We start from the raw sequence: 24,012 nt of genomic DNA, 5'->3' as shown, positions 1-24,012 counted from the left end.
CTTAACTGAACCGTATTGGCTTTTAACCAATATTCATCACCCACTCGTACAGAATTCATACTGAATTCTGACTCCTGAGTTCTGAATTCTTCTTATAAACAATTTAGGTTCATAATAATTACTCAATCGAGAGACATCAATCCAGATTTTGCAAACCCATCGCAATCTTACTGTGTTTCTCAATTTGTTCCATAACTTGTTTTGCTCGTTGAATCACCACCGCAGGTAAACCCGCCAATCTTCCCGCTTCAATCCCATAAGACTTATCAGCGCCTCCCGGTTGGACTTGATGCAAAAAGATAATTTGGTCGGGTAATTCCTTGACTGTCACTTGATAGTTAGCCACATTCGGCAAAATGCTGGCTAGTTCATTCAATTCATGATAATGAGTGGCAAAAATTGTGCGCGACCGAATATCCACTGCGATATATTCCGCCACCGCCCAAGCTATAGAAAGACCATCAAATGTCGCTGTCCCGCGGCCAATTTCATCTAATAATACCAGTGACCTAGATGTGGCATGATTGAGAATATTTGCCGTTTCATTCATCTCCACCATGAACGTAGATTGACCAGTTGCAAGATCATCTACTGCACCTACACGAGTGAAAATGCGATCGCATATTCCCAATCTAGCAAACTTAGCTGGTACAAAACTACCAATCTGCGCCATTAACTGAATCAATCCCACCTGACGCAAATAACAACTTTTGCCACTAGCATTTGGCCCAGTGAGAATGATTAAATCAGGATTGTCATTTGTCCTTTGTCCTTGGTCATCTGCTAATGACAAATGACTAATGACTAATGACTCTTGACCCAATTGAGTCGAATTCGGCACAAAGAAACCCGCAGGTAAAGACTGTTCCACCACCGGATGACGCCCATCAACAATGTTTATCTCCCTTCCTGACAACATTTCTGGACGACAGTAACCTTGATGCACCGCCAACTCAGCTAAACCACACAACACATCTGCCGCCGCCACTGCACGAGACAGATTGCGAATTATTTCCGCCTCTTGTGCTACTTCTTCCCGCAACGCCGTAAAAATCTCATATTCCAACTGATTTAAATCATCCCGCGCCGTAAGAATCCGCGCTTCCCGTTCCTTCAAATCTGGAGTAATATAACGTTCTTCATTCGTCAGGGTTTGCTTGCGAATGTAATTAGCGGGTACTTGATCGGATTTGGTGCGGGAAATACTGATATAATAACCAAAAGTTTTGTTAAATCCTACCTTCAGTGTCGAAATTCCCGTCTTAGCCCTCTCATCAACTTCTAAATTGGCAATCCATTGCTGATCCGCTTCTACAGTCGCCTTTCTCTCATCCAAAAGGGAATTTACGCTAGGGCGAATTAATCCGCCTTCTTTGATTTGTATGGGTGGTGACTCTACAAGATGCGCGTGTAACTTTTGTGCTAATTCTTCCAACACACTTGGGACTTTCTGCAAAGCTTTGAGGAAGGGAGAACGCGCCTCAGTTACTAAGTAGGATAATTCTGGTAAGCGTGAGAGGGAATCTGCCAAAGCTACTAAATCTCTAGCATTCGCTGTACCAGAACCCGCCCTTCCTGTCAAGCGTTCTAGGTCATAAATTTGGCGTAACAACTGCCGCAAATCTTGACGTAGGGGCGTATTTTCCATCAATTCTTGGATGGTATCAAGACGGGCCCGAATGCCTTTAATATCGAGTAGTGGTTGCAATAACCACCGCCGCAAAGCCCGCCCACCCATCGCTGTACTAGTTTTATCTAACGCCCAGAGTAGGGTACCGTGAAAAGTGCCATCCCGGACAGTTTGAGTAATTTCCAGGTTACGGCGGGTTTGATTGTCAACAATTAAGTAGTCGGTAACAGTGTAGCTGCGGAGTCTTTGAAGAGTGACTGGGTTTTCTTTTTGAGTATCTTCCAAGTATTCCAGAAGACCGCCAGCCGCACGGACGGCGAGAGGAAGATGATCACAACCGAGTCCTTCGAGCGATCGCACCTTAAATTTCTGCAATAATCTAGGTCTAGCTTCGGCTTGAGAAAAGGGAACCTGCGATCGCAAACTATAACAAAATGATGATGGCAAACACTGGGGAAGATGTGGCGAAGTTTCTCCCGGACGTAGTAAACTACCTAAATCGGGCGCATTTGTCGGAACTAACACCTCTGAAGGTTGCAAGCGCATTAATTCCTGTGTCAAATGTTCTAAATCACTGCCTTGAGTCGTGAGGAATTCCCCTGTGGAGATGTCTGCATAAGCTAAACCCCAATGATTCGCGGCAATTACTACTGCTGCTAAGTAATTATTGCGACTTGATTTCAGCATTCCCTCTTCCAGCAAAGTACCAGGAGTCAGGATGCGCGTTACTTCCCGCCGCACCAATCTACCAGCTGCTTCCGAAGCATCTTCCACTTGGTCGCAAATTACGACTGCATAGCCTTTTTCTACTAATAGTGTCGCGTAGCGTTCCCATGCGTGGTGCGGAACACCAGACATCGCCACCCGTCCTTGTTCTCCAGCTTGCTTGCTAGTGAGAACTAATTCCAATTCTTGCGCTAGTTTTACAGCATCTTGGAAATAGCATTCAAAGAAATCTCCTACCCGATACAGCAATACGGCGTGAGGATATTTATCCTTCGTCTCGACATAGTGGAGGTACATTTGACTTAGCTTGGTGCGGTCTACCTGTCGATGGTCGGAAATAAAAGTACTCGCGTCGGGTTTGGTAGATGGAGTTTCAGAGTGAGAAGCGGTCATAGATGCTACTGAGTTACGCGCGGAAATTCCCCAATATATGATGATAGCTTGATCTTAGAGAGGAATAGCGATCGCTGAAGAATTTTTTACCCTTCGTTATATTAGCTTGCTGATGCACCCATTATTTCTGTTAAAGTGGTGAAGATGCGATGGCAGTATGCCGAAGCTTGGCGAACCTTAGCTACATCAAGCAATTCCAAGAGCTTTGGAGCATGGTTTTTTTTATGATATTTTCTCTTATCGGTACGGCGAGTAGCTGCCTCAAGCCATACTTTCAGAGTAGCTTTAGAAACTTCTTCTACGCTACCATACCGTGCCATTCCCTGAAGGATTCCATCTTCCCGGAATCTCTCCCCATAAAACTCTTTTAAAGCATCAATATCAGCAATAAACCATGCTTCCATCGTTTGCACCATCAGGTGGCACTGCTCATCGTCAAAATTAACTGCATCTAAAATCCAACGATGATCTTCTGTTCTATTTCTCAGATGTTCCCAAGGTGTAACAGTGGAATCAACTGGAGATTCAGCATCAATTAATAAAACATTGAAAGCTTCTGGCTGAGATTCTAAAGCTGTTTTAAAATCTTCATAAGCATCACGCCTTGATCCACACATAACAATAATTATATTAATATTTTCGCCAGCAATATCATATAGTTCTTGAAAAAATTTTATAAAACCTGGGCGTAGTCCAGTTGTGGTTTCTTTTCCACTCCTGATCCCACTACGAAAACCTGGGCGTGGTCTGATTAGCAGTTCAGTATCATCTTCATCTCCAGCACCCTCAATGTAAATGTATATCTTCATTACCAACGATTTCCACCAATTTGCCCCATCCGCCAGAGATCACCAAGCGTATACTTTTCTAACCATTTTTTCAATCTCTCAGGGTCCTGACGATGGAGGTGGCTACCTTTTTTATCTCGTTCACAAACTATGACTGATTCGGGATATTCACTCAAAGCCGAAACTAAAGCATCAGAATGAGTTGTCACTATTAATTGTGTTTTATGTGATGCTTCGATTAGCATTTCGGCAATAGTGGATAAAATATCTGGATGTAAACCAATCTCTGGTTCTTCAAGACAAATAAGTGGTGGTGGAGTTGGGTCAAGCAGTAAAGCCATTAAAAATAAATAACGAAGTGTACCATCAGATAACCGATTTGCAGGAATTGGTTGAATAAGTCCTTCTTCACGAATAATTATCTGTACTGTACCGCCATATATTCTTACATCCAATTCTTCGGCTGACTCATAAAATTTTCTCAGCTTTTCAATAGGATTTCTCCTACCTATTTTGGATTGTAAATCATTTAAAAATAAACCTAAATTGCTCCCATCTTCTAGTAAAGGATGTTGGGGTAAGTCAGTTTTTTGAGCATTTCTTGGTTCTGAATATCGCCCCATTTGCCAGTCACGATATAAAGCTATATTAGAAAATGTAGTGCTGAGATAAGAGAGTTGTGGATATAAATCTGGATCTGTTCGCTGAGAGAAAATAGATTGGTCTAGTTTCACATTGAGTGGGTTAACATATAAGTCTCCCCTACGCAAATCTGGATACCCACTGTTATAGCGATAGTAAGAAATGAGAATATTATCAACAGAATTTTGGTACTGATTTTCTATTACTTCGTCTATTAAATCTAGCCTTCCTCTAGTAGACGTGAAGCTCAACTGATAATGTAAGGGTTGGAATCCTTCTGGATAATTAACAATAGCTTCTATTTTGGCTACTGGATTTTCCTGTCCACCCTTGCACAGAAACTCATCAATCCCTCCCCCTTGCCGAAATGGGGCAGGTAAGTCTGTGGGTGTTGCCTTTAAAATTCCAATTGCTTCAATTAAATTCGATTTCCCAGAAGCATTAGGGCCAATTAATACATTCAGAGGTTGCAGTTCAATTTCTTCACCCTCACTTCCATAAGAAAGGAAGTTTTCTAATCGCAGAGTGCGGATAAATCTTTTACCTTCCATTATATTTCCCTATTTAGTTAATTATCTATATTCTATTAATGTCATAGATACTAATAATTACGCACGGAAATTCCATAATATCTGATGATAGCTTGATGTTAGAGAGGAATAGCGATGCCTGCGGCGGGCTACGCCTACGCTCAATGATATTTTACCCTTCGTTATATTAGCTGTCATTGAGGGTATTGTAACAAACTTGGTACTAGCTTAAATCCACGTTCCTGAAGATGCTACTTTCAGACATTCTTTAAGAAACTGCTGGGGAATTTCTCTACTTTCTCCCCAATGTAGATGAACATAAGAAGCATGAACATTTGCGGGAAAACCCCATCCCTCGCATCCCATATTTTCCTCACAATCGTAGCGAGAAGTTTCAAATAGAGGCTGAGTGGGAGTTAAGGTTAAATGGGAACGATGAAACTCATGTCCGTAAACAGTTGTGCCTGTCTTAACTAACAGATTATCTTGCAAAGCTACTGCACGACGATAGCCCAAAGTTAAACCCCCACCCATCACAGCAGATGTTGGTAAAACTCCCGCCATCGACCAAGATTTACCCTCAAAATCGATAATTTGCTCACACAAATACATCAATCCTCCGCATTCGGCAATTGTCGGCATTCCTTTAAGTATTGCCGTTTTCACTGCATCACGAACGCGGGTATTTTCTGCTAGTTGCTGGGCAAAAACTTCTGGGAAACCACCGCCAAAATACATTCCCTGCACATCTTTTGGTATGCCAGCATCTTCTAAAGGACTCCAGAAAACCAGTTCTGCACCAAGCTGTTGCAGCAAATCGAGATTATCTTGGTAGTAAAAATTAAAAGCGCGATCGCGGGCTACTGCAATCCTAACTGGGGATGAGGGATGAGGGAGATGAGGGGGATGAGGGAGTGGTTTTGATTTCAACAAAGGTAATAAGCGTTGCCAATCAAAGCAAGTATCACCTAAATCGGCGAGGCGATCAATTAAAGCGTTGAGTTGGGGAAGTTCGGCTGTGGGTACTAAACCCAAGTGGCGATCGGGAATTGTGATGTTATCTTGACGACGCAGCACGCCGAGAATAGGTAATTGTAAGGGTTCTAGGGAATCTTTGAGTAGAGAGAGATGGCGATCGCTTCCCACGCGATTTAATACTACCCCAGCTATTTTAATTCGGGGATCAAAAGACTGGTAGCCGTGAGCGATCGCAGCTACAGAACCAGATAAACGACTGCAATCAATCACCAACACCACTGGTAAATCTAAAAGCCGCGCAATGTGTGCCGTACTCGCAAAGTCTGTTGGGCATTGGGCATTGGTTATTAATTCTTCTTCCCCCACTCCCCACTCTCTACTCCCCACTCCCCACTCCCTACTCCCCACTCCCCACTCCCTACTCCCCTTCACTCCATCAAATAATCCCATTACCCCTTCCACTAGAGCATATTCACTCAATTGGCTATGACGGGTAAAACATTGCTGAACGTAGGCTTCAGAAGTCAGTACTGGGTCTAAATTGCGACAGGCACGACCAGTTACGTGTTGATGAAACATCGGATCAATGTAGTCTGGGCCTACCTTAAAAGATTGCACCAGGCGATCGCGACGACGTAAAGATGCTAAAAGGGTCAGCGTGACTGTTGTCTTGCCCACTCCACTACGTTCCCCGGCAATGACTAAAGCCATAAATGAAACAAATAAGATTTTTATGCACTAACTATTATAAGTATTAGTTAAAATTTGACTGTTAAAATGATTCGGTGTTTGAGAACATCTAGCAAAAGAGGAACGTTTTATGATCGTTGTTCATCATCTTAACAACTCGCGATCGCAGCGTGTGCTATGGCTGCTCGAAGAACTAGGTATCGAATACGAGATAAAATTCTATCAACGCGATCCAAAGACGATGCTGGCACCAGAGTCGCTGCGCCAAGTCCATCCGCTTGGGAAGTCACCAGTGATTACAGATGCAGACCTGACGATCGCTGAGTCGGGTGCCATTATCGAATACGTAGTTGCTCGCTACGGCAATGGTCGGCTAGTTCCAGCATCCGGTACGCCGGAACATCTGCGCTATACCTATTGGCTGCATTATGCCGAAGGCTCTGCAATGCTACCCTTGGTGATGCGGACGGTCTTGAATAATTTCGGGGCAGGTGAGAGCAACGTAGTTAGCGGATTCGTAGCGCCCCAGATCAAACTTCACTTTGACTACATAGAAGGCGAACTCGGTAAAAGTACGTGGTTTGCGGGTGAGGAATTTACCGCCGCCGATATTCAAATGAGCTTTCCACTTGAACTAATCGCCATGCACCCCGAAGAGGTCGAGAGTCGGCCAAAGCTCAAAGAATTTATCGAGCGGATTCATGCGCGACCTGCTTACAAACGTGCGCTTGAGCGTGGAGGCACATACGACTTTAGATAGAAAAACCCTCCAGATTATTGAAATATCCAAAAATCTGAAGAGCTTGTGTGTAACTTTTATTCTTTCCAGGCGAAGTTAACTATTTGTTTCCAATTTGAAAATACTCGCTGTAATTCCCAGGCTTTCTTCAAAAAGTGACTCGCGGCCCCAACGTTGCACCTGCTGACTCAGCAATGCTTCCGCCTTTTGTTCCGAAAGTGAAGTCACTTGTTGAAACAAACCGGCCGATTGGGCACCACCGTGGGTTTCCATCCGCATACAACCACCAGTTTCCGAGCAGATTACTGTACCACAGTCTGCCTGCGGATTTGTCGAACTGAGGCGCAAGGCAATCAAGTCTCCCATAATCTCACCCACATCAGCAACCGGGACACCCGCTAACTCGGCTTCGACTTGTCGTTGATCTTTGGCCACGAAGGCAATGCGAGTGATGTCATAATCTCCGATTTCCTTTTGATAAGAAACTGGCAGCCATTCTAACCGACTTGCCAGCCAGCCCAAAAATAGCAAAGCTTGGGCGGGGTTGCCTTTTTCGTAATCAATAGTTACTCGATCAACTTCTCTAAGCGCCGCGCGACGGTGGGGTGAGTCGTAGGCTTCAGCTGTCAACTCTTGCCATGCTGAGAGGCGACGCCAGTTCAAGTCAGCCAGGGGAACACCACTTTCTACCAACTCTTGTAGACGGAGTAAATCACTTTCTGGCTCGTTAAAGCGGCAAGAATCCACAATCACATTATTGCAGACTGCTGCCAGCCGCTTGAATAAACTGTTGTTTGGGTCTGGTGTGGCTTTCCACCAGAGAAACTTTGGTAAGCCGCCAATCAACAATGCTGGAATCATGCCGCCTATCCGTTCTAAGGCAGCAGCAGTTCCACTGAGAGTTATATATTCGCAACAGATTAGTGTGCTTGACGATTGCTTTTGGATGGGGCAATAGGCAGAAACTTGAGCCTTAACTCCTTCATCTTCGCCAGCAATGGGAAACAGCGCAATGATGCGGCAGGGGTTGCGGAGGGCGATTTCATCAGCAATTCTGGGGCTTGGGGCATTTAAGCTGGGAATACTACCAGAACCATTATCCCCCGTAGCCCCGTTTCCTTGACGTTTGGCAAATTCTTCTCTCAACACAGTCAGGGTTTGAGGTGTTGCTACTCCACTATCTGGCAGTGCATATTTTCTCTGCACTTGCCGCAGCGCAGTTTCCATCTGAGGCCCTAAAATTCCGTCAAGCGGGCCGTTGTAAAATCCCAAAGTGGCCAAAAGATACTGGGTTTCTTCCGGTTCGTAAACCACTAAGGTAAATGTCGTAGCGCGAGTAGCAGCAGGAAGCCCACCGTTATCGCCATTAATGCCGTAGCTTTGCCAAATTTGACTCAGTTCCGCATCTAATTCGTTAAGCGAAATATCTTTTGGTGCCTGAAGTGAAAAAATTGTAGAAGCTTGGGGAGCCATAAGGAATTTTGGATTTTGGATTTTGGATTTTGTCATTCGTCATTTGTCATTTGTTTTTACTAGTGACTAATGACTAATGACTAATGACTAATATTTAGAGTCTGCGCCAGCGACGGCCATCCTGGTTAATTAAGAATTCTGCTTCTGCTGGTTCCCAAGTACCTGCTTCGTACTGGGGAATAGTATTTGCGTCGGCGGGTGCATCCCAAACGGAAAGGGCTGGATTTACTACCTGCCAAGCTGCTTCTACTTCGTCGGCCCGTGTGAACAATGTTTGATCGCCCATCATACAATCAAGGAATAGGCGATCGTAGGCATCGGATGTTGCTTGGATGCCAAAGGAACCATAACTAAAGTCCATGTCAACGGAACGGGTGCGGAATTCTGCCCCCGGCATTTTGACATCAAAACGCAAGGAAATTCCTTCATTCGGCTGAATCCGCATCGCCAAAATATTGGCGTTTACCTGTTGGGCGGCAGATTGGAACATCCGAGACGGAACTTCGCGGAAGTGAATCGAAATCTCACTGACTTTTTTCGGCATCCGCTTTCCGGTACGCAAGTAGAAAGGAACACCTTTCCAGCGCCAGTTGTCTACCAAAAACTTCATCGCTACGTAGGTGGGCGTGGTGGAGTTGGGATCAACGCCTGGTTCTGTCCGATACCCTGGCACTGCTTCACCTTTCATCCAACCAGCACTATACTGACCGCGTACTGCTGACCGTGATAGATTGTGAACATCAGCTAAACGAGTAGCTTGGAGTGCCTTCACTTTTTCTGTGCGGATGCTGTCGGCATCCATTGCGTTGGGTGCTTCCATCGCTGTTAGGCAGTAAAGTTGCATGAGGTGATTTTGCAACATATCCCGCAGTGCGCCGGCACTTTCATAGTAACCAGCCCGGTCTTCCACTCCCACGGTTTCTGCCACGGTAATTTGTACGTGGTCAACAAATTGACGATTCCACAATGGCTCAAAAATCGCATTGGCAAAGCGAAACACCAGCAAATTCTGGACTGTTTCTTTACCCAAGTAGTGGTCAATGCGGTAGACTTGGTTTTCTTTGCAAAATTTCTGTACCACTTGGTTAAGACTCTGGGCAGAAGCCAAGTCCCGACCAAAAGGTTTTTCAATTACTAGACGATGTTTGTAGGGATCTTCTAGCATCCCGATGCTTCCTAGCTGCTTAATGGCTTCGGGAAAGAATGAGGGGGCGACTGAGAGGTAAAACATCCGATTCCCTCGCGTGCCCCGTTTTTCGTCTAATTCAGTCAATAAGGTTTTCAGTTTCTGGTAGCCTTCGGGGTTGTCTATATCCCCAGGACTGTAGAAGAGTCCTTGAGAGAAGTCTTGCCAGAGTTCTCCTAAATCGACGTCGGGATGTGCCTCTTCCATGCCTTTTTGCATCTGTTCACGGAAGTATTCGTGGCTCCACTCTCGACGTGCCACACCGACAATGGTAGTTTCTGGTGGAATACGCCGTTCTCGCCGCAATTTGTAAAGTGCTGGCACTAGTTTGCGCCAGGTGAGATCACCAGAAGCGCCAAAAATAACTATAATCTGGGGTTCGGGCATCCCTTGTTGTTGCAGACCAACGCGCAAGGGATTTTCTAGCAGACTAACCATAGGAATTTTGGATTTTGGATTTTGGATTTTGGATTGGGCATGAGAAGCGATTTTAGATTTTAGATTTTGGATTTTGGATTGGACTTCAATCTAAAATCGCAAATCCAAAATCTAAAATTCCCACTCCCCAGCCCCTACACTGGTGACAATACCTTGATCTTTTCTTCTAAAGAGTTCATCAAGGACTGGAAGGGTTGGATGAATTTGTCAATACCTTCAACTAACAGTTCATCCATTACGGCATCGAGATCGATGTTAATGTCGGGATCTTTGAGGTTTTCGATCAGCGTGTAAGCTTTGTCTACATCTGTTTCTAAGCGATCGCCTACGTTACAATGATCGGCACAAGCTTTAATCGTCGCTGGTGGTACGGTGTTAACGGTATCAGGGCCGATCAACTCTTCGATATACATCACGTCTCTGTAGTTGGGGTCTTTGGTGCTGGTGCTAGCCCAAAGTAGCCGTTGTACTGTCGCCCCTTCTGCTGCTAAAGCTTGCCAGCGCTCGCTTCTAATGATTTTCTTGTATTCTTGGTACGCAATCTTCGCGTTAGCGATCGCTACTTTCCCTTTCACAGCCAAGAGCTTTGCTTCCACGGCAATATCATCAACGCCTTTTTTCAACTTAGCATCAATTTTGCCGTCAATGTTGCTATCAATGCGACTGAGGAAAAAACTAGCAACTGAAGCAATTTTACTGATGTCTTTACCCTCAGCCACCCGTTTTTCTAAGCCTCGAATATAAGCCAGTGCTGTGTTGATGTAGCTCTCTACAGAAAACAGTAGCGTAATATTCACATTTATACCATCAGCGATCGCCTGTTCCACTGCTGGCAAACCAGATTCTGTACCGGGAATTTTAATCATCAAATTTTCCCGACCAATTTCTTGGAAATAGCGCCGGGCTTCGGCGATTGTTGCTTCCGTATCTTGGGCAATGGTTGGGGGTACTTCCATACTCACATAACCATCTAGTCTATTCGAGGCTTCATAAACAGGGCGTAAAATATCACAGGCATTACGGATATCTGCAAAAACTAGGGATTCGTAAATTTTCTGTATCGGTAAGCCAGCCCGGACTCCGGCTTCGATATCGGCATCATAAATGACATTACCAGCGATCGCTTTTTCAAAGATAGCTGGGTTAGAGGTAATCCCAGAGATCCCTTGATTTTCAACCAGGTCTTTGAGTTCGCCTGATTGAATAATGTCACGGGTCAAATTATCTATCCAGATACTTTGACCATATTCCTTAATTTCTAGTAGATGATTGGTAGCCATAGCTCTAATTTGTTTCACTCCTGTATAGTGATATTTCTAAGTGAAGTTGGCAAAACCCATCAAATTTTGATGGTGACTTTTGAATTGTGACGTTGCCAATCACTTATCGCATCGGCCAGCTGAGATAATCTTTAATACATCTTTAAGAAGTGCTATTCTCCATTTCCAATCCTAAATCACCATGATTAACTTTTAATTAATGCCATAGGCTAGACGCATCCTTGATGCTTTTGTCACCGTCTTCTAATGCAGTATGGCAAAAATAACTATCCAGTTGAAAAAGCTTGTAAATAAAGCTTTATTTTCTTTTGTCTTCTACCTTGGGATACTAATGTCCGTTTTGAGTAAAAGACTCCACCTTTGCAACATCCTCTTTGCTACCAATAATTAAAGGCGTGCGCTGATGCAGTTTTTTCGGCACGACATCCAAGATATCCATCTGTCCTGTAGTCGCACGACCGCCTGCTTGCTCAATTAAAAAGGCCAGAGGAGCGGTTTCATAAAGTAAGCGCAATTTCCCTTCTGGGTTTTGAATTGTGCCTGGGTAGAGAAACACGCCGCCTTGAACCAAAATTCTATGGATGTCGCTCACCATTGCGCCGCTATAACGAGCGCTGTAGCCTTCTGTGCGATGAACGTAGCGGATATATTCTCGAATCGATTCTTCCCACTGCCAGAAGTTACCTTCGTTGACGCTGTAAACAGACCCGTGGTTAGGAATGCGAATATTTTCTTCTGTGAGAATAAACTCTCCTAAGCTGGGATCGAGGACAAAGGAATGAACGCCCTTACCTATAGTATAAACCAGCATTGTGCAGGGGCCATACAAGATATATCCGGCAGCAATTTGCTTACGTCCATTGGTGAGTAGGTCAGTTGCCTTGCGATCGCTATCAGTTCCTTCTTGTTGGCGAATGGCGAAAATGGAACCTAAGCTGAGATTGTTATCAGTGTTGGATGAGCCATCAATTGGATCATACAGTAGAGTGTAGCGTCCAATGGGGCAATTTTCCGGGATGTAGTAGGGATTGTCCATTTCCTCAGAAGCGAGGCGACAAACTAAGCCGCTTTGCTTAAACACCGAGATAAACACATCATTGGCATAGACATCCATCTTTTTGACGGATTCTCCTTGCACATTAACTTCCCCAGTAAATCCGAGAACGCCTTCCATTAAACCGGCGCGACTCATGCGACGAGCAACCAGCTTCCCCGCCAGGGCGATGCGATTCATCAGCGCACTTAAATCCTGTGCATCTGGCGAAAAACTCTGAAGTTGTTGTAAAACGTGACGAGATAAGGTTGTACAATCACGATCTAGGGCTTTGTCTGTTGCTTCGTAGGTAGATAAGTCTAAAGATTCTGGCGCTTTAGTCATTTTTGTGTTATTTGCAGCCACTAGCTGTTAGTTGGGTTTTAGTCGTGTATGACAACTTATAGTAGTTGCTGCCTCTATCTTAGAAAGGTAATTTGAGAACTTAGATGCGACTTTAGATAAACTAAAGAAATCAATTTTTTGTGACTCCTGCGCCCAAAGCCTAAATACGTAATTGCTTGCCGTAGACATTGCCAATATTGAGTCAATGATTTACCTAAATCAAATGACTACAGAAAGTAATAAAGGATGATTTCTAAAAGCCTGAAACCACGTATTCTCGTTGATGCACAAGATATTACAGCTATTTTCAGGTAAATAGACCACGCGGTAGGGGCAAAGAAAAAGCTCATTGGTGTCAACTTAAGCCCAAACTCCTTTAAAATCTCGTTTCCAGCCTCTTGCTGGAAATGCAGTTCCTGGTGGCTCTGCCGCAAGTTACGGAGGCGGAGCCTCAATGAGGGGCATTCCCAGTCTCCGACTGGGAACGAGATAAACTTACGCACAAGAGATCCCCCAACCCCCGATAAATTGGGGGCTTTTGAGTTTCCCCCCAATTTATCGGGGGGTTAGGGGGGATCGAGGTTTCAAGTTTTTAGTGCGTAAGTACTGTTTAAGAAAAAAATCATGACTTTAAGAAAAAAATCGTGACTTTAAGAAAAAAATCATGACTTTAAGAAAAAAATCATGACTTTAAGAAAAAAATCATGATTTTAAGAAAAAAATCATGATTTTAAGAAAAAAATCGTGATTTTAAGAAAAAATCGTGATTTTAAGACGGAAAGCTTAGAGATAAGACGTAATGAGTTGAAAAAGCAACGCTAGGGCATATAAAATCGAAAATATTCCGATAAATGTAAATTTTTTAACTTAATTGCCATAACGCACGGCCTACGAAACTTAAAAAGCAAGATGTCAAGCCACCTTGCGGGAGCGGGTTGGGGGTGAGGTTCAATCTGTAGTAATGCAAATATGCAAACCTAGATTGTGCTTTTGGTGGAAACCATTTACTCACTGATATTAATAAGTGAGTAAAATTACGCCATTGTACGGTTGTCGCGTAAGATTTAATTTACGTAAGGTTGAATTTCAAATCAAATAAATCTAATACAAAATATATGCCAGTAGGACAAGATTTTCTAACACAGTTAAAAAAAGTAAGAGTTGTTAAAAATACAATAATTCGCACAGTCAGGGATTTAATGGAAGACTTTAAAAATGAGAAAATCCTAATACCAGATTACGAGCGAACTTTTGTATGGGACGACGCAAAGCAGTGCCGATTTATTGAATCTATTTTTATGGATATTCCAATTCCACCTTTATTCTTAGTAGAAAAATTCAGGAATGAGACAGGCAAAACAATCTTTGAAATAATTGACGGAGTTCAAAGAGTCGCTACTCTTGGTAACTTTATGAATGGAAGTCTCAAACTCTCAGGTCTTGAAAGTTTACCAGATTTAAACCAAACCAGTTTTTCATCACTTCCACCCAGTATAAGTAGTCTGTTTTTTGAACGCCAAATCAATATCATTATCATTGAAAGGGATACCCACCCAGAAATACAATTTGAAGTATTTGGAAGACTCCATAAAGGGTCAGTTTCTCTTAATGCTCAAGAATTAAGAAACAGTATAGGACTCATATTTGATTTTTGAAATACACGTAGGGGAGCCAGTGCGTTGCGGAGGCTACCAACGCTATCCATTGTAGCAACTGGCGTTGCGTTAAGCTTTATGAGCGACTTGAGATTCATATAGTAAATACCTTAACCTATAACCTTTTCTTAGCCTCTCGTTACAAGGCTCTGCCTTGTAATGCTCTTGTGGGAGGCTCTGCCTCCTGTCAAACTCGGAGGCAGCAGCCCTCCGAGTGATCACATTCCCAGGCAGAGCCTGGGAACGAGCCAGGGCAAGACTTTTATCTGAATAAGCTTGATATGCACATAATACTCAATTTATAAAGTGCGTAAGTCCTATATTTGTAAGCAAACGTAAAACCATAAATTTCTCTACCGATCGCCCCCAGCCCCCAAAATTACAACCAATTGCCAATCAACACATAGGCAGACCAAAAGCTTGGTGCTTTGTAATTAGGATGTTTTAGCAGTTGTAGCTGGGCACGGTGGACAGCTTCGGCTTTGGAGATTTTGCCAGTCTTGAGTTCTCGATAGAAGGCACTAACAAACATTGCCGTTGATTCATCATCAATCTGCCACAGGGAGGCGATGGTACTGCGTGCCCCAGCTCGTACAGCTGCTCCTGCTAGACCGAGTGTTGCACGGCTATCTCCTGTTGCTGTCTGGCAAGCACTCAAAACTAATAATTCTACTATGGTTTTACCCTGACTGCGGAAGAGAGTATCAAAATCCTTGACATTTATCTCACCATCGAAATCCAAAATAAAAGTGTCTTCCAGGCGGGAACTAAACTGACCGTGGGTTGCTAAATGCACTATGTTGAATGAAGCAGCACTAATTTCACTCTCTAAATTCTTTTTCTTAAAATCTTTATCTATTAGGCTAGTTGTCGAGACTCCTGCTTTGCTAATGCCCTCGAATTCAGATTTGATCGCCAGCAACGGTGCAAAATTGGAAAAACCTGGCGGTGGCTGAGTTAATCCGGCGGTTAGCGCTTTTAGCTGCTGTTGTACAAGCGGTTTGGGGTCGAGGAGTTGCAGACCAACGCTCAGTGCGATCGCATATTTCTCTACCAAATATTGCTTACCATCGTAGAGAGCTGCCATTGGTAAATTGCGTAACGCGCCATCCAGAACGAATACTAGGGTATCTACGCCACTTTTTTGCAATTGTGACTCAATGGGTTTGAGCAGCCAGTTGTAAACTTGGTGCGCCTGGGTTTGGACGGCTTTGGTAGCGGTGGGATTCACAAGATTCTTTCGCAGTTCTACTAAGAGTTTCTCTACTTCTGTGTGGGAAATCTGAGTAGTGTAGTTTTGCAGGGGCTGTTTGGGAATTTTGACAATTACCTGGAGTTGGTCAGGAAGAATAATCGGATAAAGGATGGCAGCCGTGGGATTATCTTGGTCTACGACTTGATCGAGGGCTATTCTTTGACCTTGTAGGCAAGCTTCCCGGAAGAAGTCATCTAACTCTGCTAGTTGAAGTGCTTCAATCCTCTGGCGGACTTTCTCCAATATTTTTTCATCTGGTTTTCCTTCTTGGGATTTCAGCAATAACTCTACTGACTGTCGGTAGATGGGTTCTACGCTGTCTCGGAAGTTGAATTGCACATCCTGGTTGACTATATCTTTATTGACTACTAAATCTTTGCGAAGAGACTGAAGAGTTTCCACAGCACCATCATAGGCCGCGATCGCCCCACTAATATCTTTTTGTGCCGAGAGCAATCTACCTAACTGCCACTCCAATATATAGCTAATTTCTGGTGCATTGCTGCTCTGTGCCAAAGCTAATCCTTTGCGGGTAAGGTCTTGCGCCTCTGACCACTGTCCGGTTTTTTCGTATAAGCCGCCTAAACTTTTCAGAGCATAGGCTTCTGCACGCTTGTCGCCTAAACTCTGGGATTGCTGGATGGCACTGGCGAGTAATAGTGCTGAGTGGGGAGTGGGGAGTGGGGAGTGGGGAGTGGGGAGTTGGGAGTGGGGAGTGGGGAGTGGGGAGTGGGGAGTTGGGAGTGGGGAGTTGGCTTGCCGTGAGCGTAGCCGAATGGGAGTGGGGAGTTGGGGCAAATAATTTTTATTGGATGCTTGTAATTCAGCACTATTGACTTTTTCTATACTTTGTGCAAAGTTAACCTGAGCGTAAATACTAGCGCGGCTGAGGGGGAGTTGGTCGAGTTGAGACTCAATTAACGGCAAGAGAGTTTGAATCTCTGCCCATTGTTGATCTTCAATGAGTAGACCCAGGTGATTCAGTTGGGCTTGGACTTTTGTCAGAGGTGAGGGAGATATTTCGACTGTTTGTTGATAATAGGCGATCGCTTTTGCTTTATCTTGTTGTTTACGGGCATTATTCCCCAGGCTGAACAGACTAGCGCCAATATCAGCGCTTGATTGCAGATTTCGAGCAATCTTCAGACTTTGTTCTAGAGCTTGGCGTGACTTTTCCAAATCGCCCAATACCAAAAGGGCATCACCGAACGATCGTAAACTCACTGTTTTTTCGATCGAGTCTGGCTGAGATTTTAATGTCTGACTAACCTGATCGAGTGTTTTGACAGATCGAGGGTAAAATCCTTGGGTTCGCCATGCCTGTGCTTGATTGATTAGCGATCGCAGCACGCCACTTTTATTATCTACTTCCTTGTAAATTTTTTCCGTCTGCTGCCAAGTTGCTAAAGCTGCCTCGGCCTTTCCCATTGTCAGTTGGAGACGACCTTGAATATCCAGTGATTGGGCAAATATTTGCAGATTTTGGTTTCCATCCTGTCCTTTGAGCATATTTAAGCTCTCTGTAATTGCCTGCTGTGCCTGACTCCATGCACCAAGTTGCTGATAAGCTAGGGAAAGATTACTCAGTGTCGCTGCCAGTCTCAGAGTCTTCCCTTGCTGCTTATATGCTTGGACAGCCTGTTGTAACACTTCTACAGCCTTAGCAAAGTTTCCGCCATTGTATAAAACTTTGCCCTGTTGTAGTAGTGAGGCGGGGTCAACGGCCAGAGTCAGCGACATCAGACTGTTAATTGGTAGTTGGGATGAGGAATTACTTGAGCCAGGAACTTTTGCCAGCACGGGTGAACCAAGGATGCATAACAAAGCGATTAGGAAGTACAAAGGCAAACGTAAAAACTGAGCCAGCCTGATCTTCTCCCAACGCGAAGGCGCGTTTTGTAGAGAAGGCGAGCTACGCCCTGGCTGCTTTTGCCTTTGAACTTTTACAGAATTCGCGCCAAAAATCTTAGTTGTTTTAGTCATAAGCATGGCTTGAGGTAAGTGATAACCAAGAACGCACAGGATTAACTGTAGGTGTTTGTGCTACCAGGGTAATGTTACCATTGCCATCCCTTACCAGAGAGGGGGAAAGATTAAAGAAGTCGGAAGTCGGAAGTCGGAAGTCGGAAGTACAGTTCTCAATACTGCTCGGGTTTTGGTGCATAGTCATTTGAGATCCCCCTTAGTCCCCCTTAAAAAGGGGGAAAAATAAGGCATTTTTAGCCCCCCTTTTTAAGGGGGGTTGGGGGGATCGACTCAAAACCTACGCAGTATTGGTACAGTTCTGACTCCTGAATTCTGACTCCTGACTCCTGAATTCTGACTCCTGAATTCTGACTCCTGAATTCTGACTCCTGACTCCTGAATTCTGTTTTGATAAAATACCAAAAACCTGGTCAAGGTTGACCAGGTTTTATCGAGTTCACAGGTTTCAAATTGTTAAACTAATTAAGTAGTTGAAAGTTAATAACTAGGTGGACTAAACAACGAACAAACTCAGCATCATTGCGTTTTTCCGCTTTGGGATTTGGCTTTGCCTTCTACATTAGGCTTTTTACCACTTCTATATTTGATATGCTGAAATTTGCTTGGGTTGATGACAGGGGACACTAAGTCATTGACCCTTTTAGTTTGGTTTCCTTTTGTTTGGTGTCCTATTATTTAATTTACCACTTAGTTTGTGAGTTGCAACCCTTAGTTTACTAAAGTTGACCTTTTGTTAGATTTTGCAATCTAGAACCAGAAGTTTGATCCCCAACCCTCTTTTTAAGAGAGTTGAAGGCATCTTGAAGAGATCAGCATGGCTAACTAAACAGCATTGTCACCAATTCCACATAATCTGACTGTTATCCAGATGGTCAGTGACAATACGTGCAATGGCATCAATTTCTGCTAATTGGGCGGCTAATGCGTTGTCTAGTGCTTGTTCGGGATAACGCGCCCCGGCGATGTCTGACGACAAGCCGCTACGCCTCTACGCATTTGTTTGGGGTTGAGCAATTAACCACGCCAAAGCTAACTGAGCAAGGGTACAATTATGAACAAGGGCTATGGGACGCAGTTGTTGTAGCGCTTGTTGAGCACGTTCAAAGTTTTCGCCTTGAAACAGTTTATTTTTAGCACGGTTATCTGTTGGGTCAAATTTATGACCGTGAGCAAATTTCCCTTTCCTAATTCACTTCCTTGGATAGGTGCATACTTTATCGGTTTTAGATTGAAATTAAATCAGAGTTACAGTAGATGCTGATGGAATTGACTACAACTTTTCATGCTCTCAAAGAATGGGCAGTCGCCGTAAATGCCTTGGAAAGTGGCAAAACAATTATGTTGCTCCGCAAAGGCGGTATCCATGAACGAAATGGACATTTCCAAGTTGCCCACAAGGAAATTTTGCTTTATCCTACTTATGAACATCAGCAAGCTTTCATGCTAAAAGCTGAATATGCCAATCATGTTTATCCAGTCACATCAGGTTGGCATCCTGAAACAGTTCGCATCGGCAGTTGGGCTGAAATTACTGATATTTTGCCAGTGAGTGACGAGTCTATTGTCAACAATTTACTTCCCTTCCATATTTGGAACGAGCATTTTATTAGCGATCGCCTCAAATGGAAACCACGTCAACCCCTTTATATTCTCCTCCTGCGGACATATAAACTACCCCAAGAGCAAGAAATTCCCTATTACGCCAAATACGCTGGCTGTAAGTCATGGATTGATTTAGATCAACCAATTCAGTTGCAAGCAGCAAAACCAGTTTTATCTAACTTTGCATACAGCGAATTAGTAGAGACAATTCGCGGCATTGTCGGCGATAAGTTGTATGCTCCATCCTTCTGATAACCCAACTTGCTGCCCAGATTCCCGACAACTTTTACGAAGTCGGGGATCTAAATCTTATAAGCAATTCCCAAAATCTGAGCTTATATATGTAAGCAGAAAAACAAATAGTTTGATTGCAAACTCCAGTCAAAATAGTAGTTATTGCTACACACAGACAGAAAAAGCGCGGATAACATTAGAAAAATCTTCCCTAGCAAAGAAGTGAGGGAAAGCTGTTTATCTTTGTATCCGATACACTTTGTCTAAAGTATTGGGCAAAAAATTACCCTCAAGGATGATAATTAGCTTGACAAAAGTCTGCTATTATGCGTTATTAACAAAAGCAAAGGAGTTTGCAATGCATCGACAAATGTGCTGGTTATCTAAGTCTGGTGGCGACGGAGAGAAAATTTTGTATTTGCAGACAGAACCCAATCAACCTTGGCGTCCCTACACAGCTTTTGGACATTTTGCAGTCCCAGATTATAAAATACAAGGTGGTTCTAAAGGTTGGGCAACTTATCAAAAACTTCTCAAAGCAGGTTGGACACTAGTACCTAGCACACGGGCAAACGAGTTTGGCAGCACCAGCAGCTACGCAGAGTCAACAGTCCAAAATCAATAAGGGCATTGGGCATTGGGCATTGGAAAGAGGAGGCAGAAGTTCTAAAATGTTTGAATTTTGAATTTTGAATTTTGAATTGATTTCTCCCTGATCCCCTTCACCACCCTCTGGGGGAACCTTCACCGCGAGGATCAGCCGCCCCTTCTAGAGTTCCATCGGGTGTGAGTGCGATCGCATTACCATTACCCCAAGGAGGAGTTTCCTTAATTTTATGCCCTCGACGGCGTAATTCTTGCATAGTCAGAGCATCCAAACCCCAAGATTCTACGCGCAACTCATCTGGAAGCCACTGATGATGTATGCGTGGAACAGAAACAGCCGCACCAACATCCATGTTGTATTCCAGCACATTCAGGATCACTTGCAAAACCTGGGTGATGATGGTGCTACCACCAGGGGCACCTGCTGCCATGCGGAAATGACCATTTTCTGTGACAATTGTGGGAGTCATGCTGGATAGAGGAGTTTTACGGGGTGCAATGCTGTTGGCATCATTACCAACCAAACCAAAGGCATTAGGCACTCCTGGCGCAGAAGCAAAATCATCCATCTCATTGTTGAGGACAATTCCAGTTCCCGGTGTCACCACACCAGCACCAAAAATGAGATTAACCGTGAAAGTCAGACTCACGGCGTTGCGTTCTTCATCCACAACAGTAAGATGACTGGTTTCGGGAGATTCATGCCGAGTCGCTTGTAGTTTGAGAGATTGTGAAGATAACGGGATGATATTTTCTCCCCATTTCTGATTATTGGCTTGACTAAAACGTTGTAGCGTCTGTTTATCTATTGGCTTTACCTCAGTCGAAGGTCTAGCCACTTGCATATTAATTTCTTGACGGCGTTTTTTGGCGTAAGCTGGACTGAGCAGTTCTTGTACAGGGACTTTGACAAAATCTGGATCGCCTAAATATTGGGAGCGATCGGCGTAAGCAATCTTCATTGCTTCTACCATTAAATGTATCGCGTCGGGATGATGCCATCCTAAAGATTTTAAATCAGTGTCACCGATAATATTTAAAATCTGCAATAGATGAACGCCTCCTGATGACGGTGGAGGCATTGAGCAAATTTTAGCTTTGCGAAAGTTTCCACAAACGGGAGTGCGCCAGATTGGTTTGTAGGCTTTGAGGTCTTCTAGAGTAATTAAACCACCATTTTTTACCATATCAGAAGCGATCGCCCGCGCAATACTTCCGGTGTAAAAACTTTGGGGATTTTGGGCAATAGCGGTTAAGGTGCGTGCCAAATCACGCTGCACTAGCTTGTCCCCTGGTTGATAAAATTTGCCGTTGTGAGTGAAAATTTCTCGCCCTGCTGGATTGTTGAGAATTGCTTGGTTGGAGGATTGGCTTGTTTGCAGAGAACGCCAAATTGGGGCATCACCAATAACAAAGCCAGATGCAGCGAGTGCGATCGCAGGTTTCATCACCTCTTGCCAAGAAAGTTTACCATAGCGACGATGCAATTCATAAAGTCCCGCCACCGTTCCTGGTGTCCCTACTGCCAAATAACCATTAATACTTGCATTCGGACGCACCTTTCCTTCTGCGTCAAGATACATCTTTCTTGTCGCTTTCAGGGGTGCGCGTTCCCGGAAATCTAGCGCTTTCATCTCGCCAGTTTTCTCAGAGTGCATCAGCAAAAATCCGCCGCCACCAATTCCCGCCGAAAAAGGCTCAACTACAGAGATTGCAAAAGTTGTGGCTACGGCTGCATCTACTGCATTACCACCTTTGCGTAACATCAAAATTCCCGCTTCACTTGCTAGGGGATGGGCTGAAACCACCATTCCTTTTTTGCTGCGTAGGGGTAAAGTTAAGGCAGCTGATGCGACTTGGCTGTAAAGTAAGACGGTGAAAGAAAAGATTGCGATCGCAACCCGCTTAGGTTTGACAACAGTAAGCATTTTTATGCCATTTTATTTAATATTTCTTAGCCTACCGTTAAGGTGTGTATTTGATACACATTTTTATCGAAACAGAATTCATTCTGAATTCTGTACGACTTCCTAACGTCAAGAATTCTGAATTCTGAATTCTGAATTCTGCATTCTTCTTCAATATTAGTCTTCTGGGTGCAAACTGTACCAGCCATACCAGTGACGAACTGCTAGCCAGACGGCAGAAAGCAAACCTGCTAGGCTGAGGGTGAGGCCGCTGAACGGTACTAATAATCCAAAGATAGGTAATACTGCTCCAGCAATAGTGGCGATAATCGCAGCCAGGGAAGCGCTGCGGCTTGCTCCCAATCCCCATGTTAAAATTAGTAAGATGATGGAAATTAAAGTCCAAGCCAATTGAGCATTGATCACGCGAGCTAGATAGGTCAAAGTCAACAGACAAGCAAAGAAAATACTACCTGCGATCGCAATATTTCTGAAACTCATTGGCAGTGACAAATATAACAACAATATCCACCACAAAAATATTGCTGGTGCTAGTAATAAAAGCCGAGGAATAACGCCAGTGTGACGAATGGGATCGGTGTTGGTAAACACTCCAAATGGATTTTTGACTGAAACATTATCGTCAAACTTCCAAGTAAACTGAGTAGTGCGTCCATCAACTTTAATCTCATTAGGTACAACACCACTAGCAAAATCAGCCGGCGCAAAGTTAGCAATTGCCGTGAGGCGAAAATTAGAAAGCAACTGTCCTGCTGCGCTATAAACCCAGCGAGGTCCTCCTTGAGCCTGATAGGTGACTCGAAAGGTGGTTTCTTCCCCTGGTTGCAGGCGGAAGGGAAAACCATAATCTCCCGGATTGGTTTGTTGTAACCTAGTACCGTCACGCTCGACTTTGTAGCTAGCAAGCAGCGTGTAGCCGTTAGGCGGCGGTGCTTCAAAAAAGAAATTATTAATATCCTTGAGTTGGTTAACTACTTTATAATCAGCAGTGTATTCCACGCGATAAATTGAACTGCGCCCTGGAACATCTACGCTTTGGTCAAGCTTGACTTGAATTTGCGAACCACCCAACGTCAAGAAGCGGTTGATTTCTCGTGTTTCATTTACCTTGACAATTTTGCCATTGACTTGGGTGTTATAGGAGTATGGCTCTTGAATAGAGTAACGCACTTGCGGGGCAGATTGTTCGAGCTTCTCACCTGCGACACTTTCGGCCACTTGAGCCACCCTTGCTTGTTCCCAATAGTGATAGCGATTGCTCAAAGTTGAACAGAGAAAAAATCCAGGTATTAACAGAACTAATATTAGAGTTAAATGCTGTAATCCGCGTAACAGTTGGGAATAACGAACAACCCATTCGCCAATGATTATCACTTGTTCCGGCTGGTTGCGACGTAGAGAAAAACTTATCAGAGTGATCGCAACTCCCAAAGCTACGACCAAAAATACTAATAATAGTGAAGCTTTGAGCGCCTGGGTTCCAAATTGGACAAGCTCAATCGGATGCGTCAAATCGGGTAATCCGGGAATACCTTGAGCAGAAGATGACATTGGTAGATTTTTGCAGAATTTGGAGAACCAGACCGATAAAATCTCTCAAAGGTTTCTGGAAAACAGTTTTATTTTATACGCGGACAATTTCAAGAAGTGCTGGTGCGTAGCTTAGGGACTGACAACAAATAAATTACCCAATCTTGTGGGGTGGGCATCTTGCCCGCCTTTGGCTACGGGCGGGCAAGATGCCCACCCCACAAGAAGTAGAGTATTTTTTTATCTGTCAGTCCCTAAACATCAAAAAACCGGTCATGAAGACCGGTTTTTTGAGGAGAAATAATGGGGCTATATTCCCCGAAGGTTAGTTATAGAGGTTCAGTA

At 44.0% G+C, this 24,012-nt stretch carries 16 protein-coding genes and 1 pseudogene; 4 read left to right on the top strand and 13 right to left on the bottom strand.

Features of this window, described 5'->3' with window-relative positions:
* Positions 1-136 precede the first annotated feature (136 nt).
* From mutS to V7K27_RS34005, 4 genes are all read right to left on the bottom strand, one after another.
* Complete coding sequence (mutS, locus tag V7K27_RS34020; RefSeq protein ID WP_334953164.1) at positions 137-2,749, bottom strand: DNA mismatch repair protein MutS; 2,613 nt, start codon at positions 2,747-2,749, stop codon at positions 137-139.
* 101 nt (positions 2,750-2,850) lie between these two features.
* Positions 2,851-3,558, bottom strand: a complete 708-nt coding sequence (locus V7K27_RS34015) for a DUF4276 family protein (protein WP_334953162.1) — start codon at positions 3,556-3,558, stop codon at positions 2,851-2,853.
* Positions 3,558-4,730: an AAA family ATPase gene (locus tag V7K27_RS34010; RefSeq protein ID WP_334953160.1), complete on the bottom strand. Its 1,173-nt coding sequence runs from the start codon at positions 4,728-4,730 to the stop codon at positions 3,558-3,560. Before V7K27_RS34010 ends, V7K27_RS34015 begins: the two co-directional genes overlap by 1 nt.
* 207 nt (positions 4,731-4,937) lie before the next feature.
* A complete protein-coding gene (locus V7K27_RS34005; protein ID WP_334953159.1) occupies positions 4,938-6,398 on the bottom strand; it encodes a cobyrinate a,c-diamide synthase in 1,461 nt (486 codons plus the stop codon).
* Positions 6,399-6,507: 109 nt separating this feature from the next.
* On the opposite strand from V7K27_RS34005, the gene V7K27_RS34000 reads away from it, so the two are divergent.
* Positions 6,508-7,137 carry a glutathione S-transferase family protein gene (locus V7K27_RS34000; protein WP_334953157.1) on the top strand — a complete coding sequence of 210 codons (630 nt, stop codon included), beginning with the start codon at positions 6,508-6,510 and terminating at the stop codon, positions 7,135-7,137.
* A gap of 75 nt (positions 7,138-7,212) precedes the next feature.
* On the opposite strand, the gene opcA is transcribed toward V7K27_RS34000, so the two are convergent.
* From opcA to fbp, 4 genes are all read right to left on the bottom strand, one after another.
* On the bottom strand, positions 7,213-8,589 hold the full coding sequence (gene opcA, locus V7K27_RS33995) for a glucose-6-phosphate dehydrogenase assembly protein OpcA (protein WP_334953247.1): 1,377 nt from the start codon (positions 8,587-8,589) through the stop codon (positions 7,213-7,215).
* 94 nt (positions 8,590-8,683) lie between these two features.
* The gene (zwf, locus tag V7K27_RS33990; RefSeq protein ID WP_334953155.1) at positions 8,684-10,213 is read right to left on the bottom strand and encodes a glucose-6-phosphate dehydrogenase; all 1,530 of its coding nucleotides are present in this window, start codon (positions 10,211-10,213) and stop codon (positions 8,684-8,686) included.
* Positions 10,214-10,347: 134 nt separating this feature from the next.
* Positions 10,348-11,493 (bottom strand): transaldolase, encoded by a 1,146-nt coding sequence (gene tal / locus V7K27_RS33985; RefSeq protein WP_334953154.1) that lies wholly within the window; start codon positions 11,491-11,493, stop codon positions 10,348-10,350.
* 328 nt (positions 11,494-11,821) lie between these two features.
* Positions 11,822-12,871 carry a class 1 fructose-bisphosphatase gene (fbp, locus tag V7K27_RS33980; RefSeq protein WP_334953153.1) on the bottom strand — a complete coding sequence of 350 codons (1,050 nt, stop codon included), beginning with the start codon at positions 12,869-12,871 and terminating at the stop codon, positions 11,822-11,824.
* Positions 12,872-13,986: 1,115 nt separating this feature from the next.
* Here fbp and V7K27_RS33975 point away from each other — a divergent pair.
* Positions 13,987-14,526 (top strand): DUF262 domain-containing protein, encoded by a 540-nt coding sequence (locus V7K27_RS33975; protein ID WP_334953151.1) that lies wholly within the window; start codon positions 13,987-13,989, stop codon positions 14,524-14,526.
* A gap of 379 nt (positions 14,527-14,905) precedes the next feature.
* On the opposite strand, the gene V7K27_RS33970 is transcribed toward V7K27_RS33975, so the two are convergent.
* From V7K27_RS33970 to V7K27_RS33960, 3 genes and pseudogenes are all read right to left on the bottom strand, one after another.
* A complete protein-coding gene (locus V7K27_RS33970; protein WP_334953150.1) occupies positions 14,906-17,770 on the bottom strand; it encodes a CHAT domain-containing protein in 2,865 nt (954 codons plus the stop codon).
* Positions 17,757-17,945 (bottom strand): hypothetical protein, encoded by a 189-nt coding sequence (locus tag V7K27_RS33965; RefSeq protein ID WP_334953148.1) that lies wholly within the window; start codon positions 17,943-17,945, stop codon positions 17,757-17,759. Before V7K27_RS33965 ends, V7K27_RS33970 begins: the two co-directional genes overlap by 14 nt.
* Before the next feature lie 657 nt (positions 17,946-18,602).
* Positions 18,603-18,947: pseudogene (locus V7K27_RS33960) on the bottom strand (aldo/keto reductase); the annotation flags it as partial.
* Between the two features lie 74 nt (positions 18,948-19,021).
* Between V7K27_RS33960 and V7K27_RS33955 the strand changes: the two are divergent.
* Both V7K27_RS33955 and V7K27_RS33950 read left to right on the top strand, forming a co-directional pair.
* On the top strand, positions 19,022-19,621 hold the full coding sequence (locus tag V7K27_RS33955; protein ID WP_334953146.1) for a DUF1802 family protein: 600 nt from the start codon (positions 19,022-19,024) through the stop codon (positions 19,619-19,621).
* Between the two features lie 340 nt (positions 19,622-19,961).
* Positions 19,962-20,228, top strand: a complete 267-nt coding sequence (locus V7K27_RS33950; protein WP_334953144.1) for a hypothetical protein — start codon at positions 19,962-19,964, stop codon at positions 20,226-20,228.
* A 97-nt stretch (positions 20,229-20,325) separates the two neighbouring features.
* Here the strand turns inward: V7K27_RS33950 and ggt are convergent, their stop codons facing one another.
* Positions 20,326-22,137, bottom strand: coding sequence for a gamma-glutamyltransferase (gene ggt, locus V7K27_RS33945; protein WP_334953142.1), 1,812 nt, complete (start codon positions 22,135-22,137; stop codon positions 20,326-20,328).
* Positions 22,138-22,293: 156 nt separating this feature from the next.
* On the bottom strand, positions 22,294-23,688 hold the full coding sequence (locus V7K27_RS33940) for a hypothetical protein (protein ID WP_334953140.1): 1,395 nt from the start codon (positions 23,686-23,688) through the stop codon (positions 22,294-22,296).
* Positions 23,689-24,012 lie beyond the last annotated feature (324 nt).

Origin of the sequence: Nostoc sp. (assembly GCF_036919575.1) — a bacterium.
Lineage (GTDB): Bacteria > Cyanobacteriota > Cyanobacteriia > Cyanobacteriales > Nostocaceae > Nostoc.
Note: the sequence above shows the minus strand (reverse complement) of the source record. Positions and strands in the feature narration are given on the sequence as shown.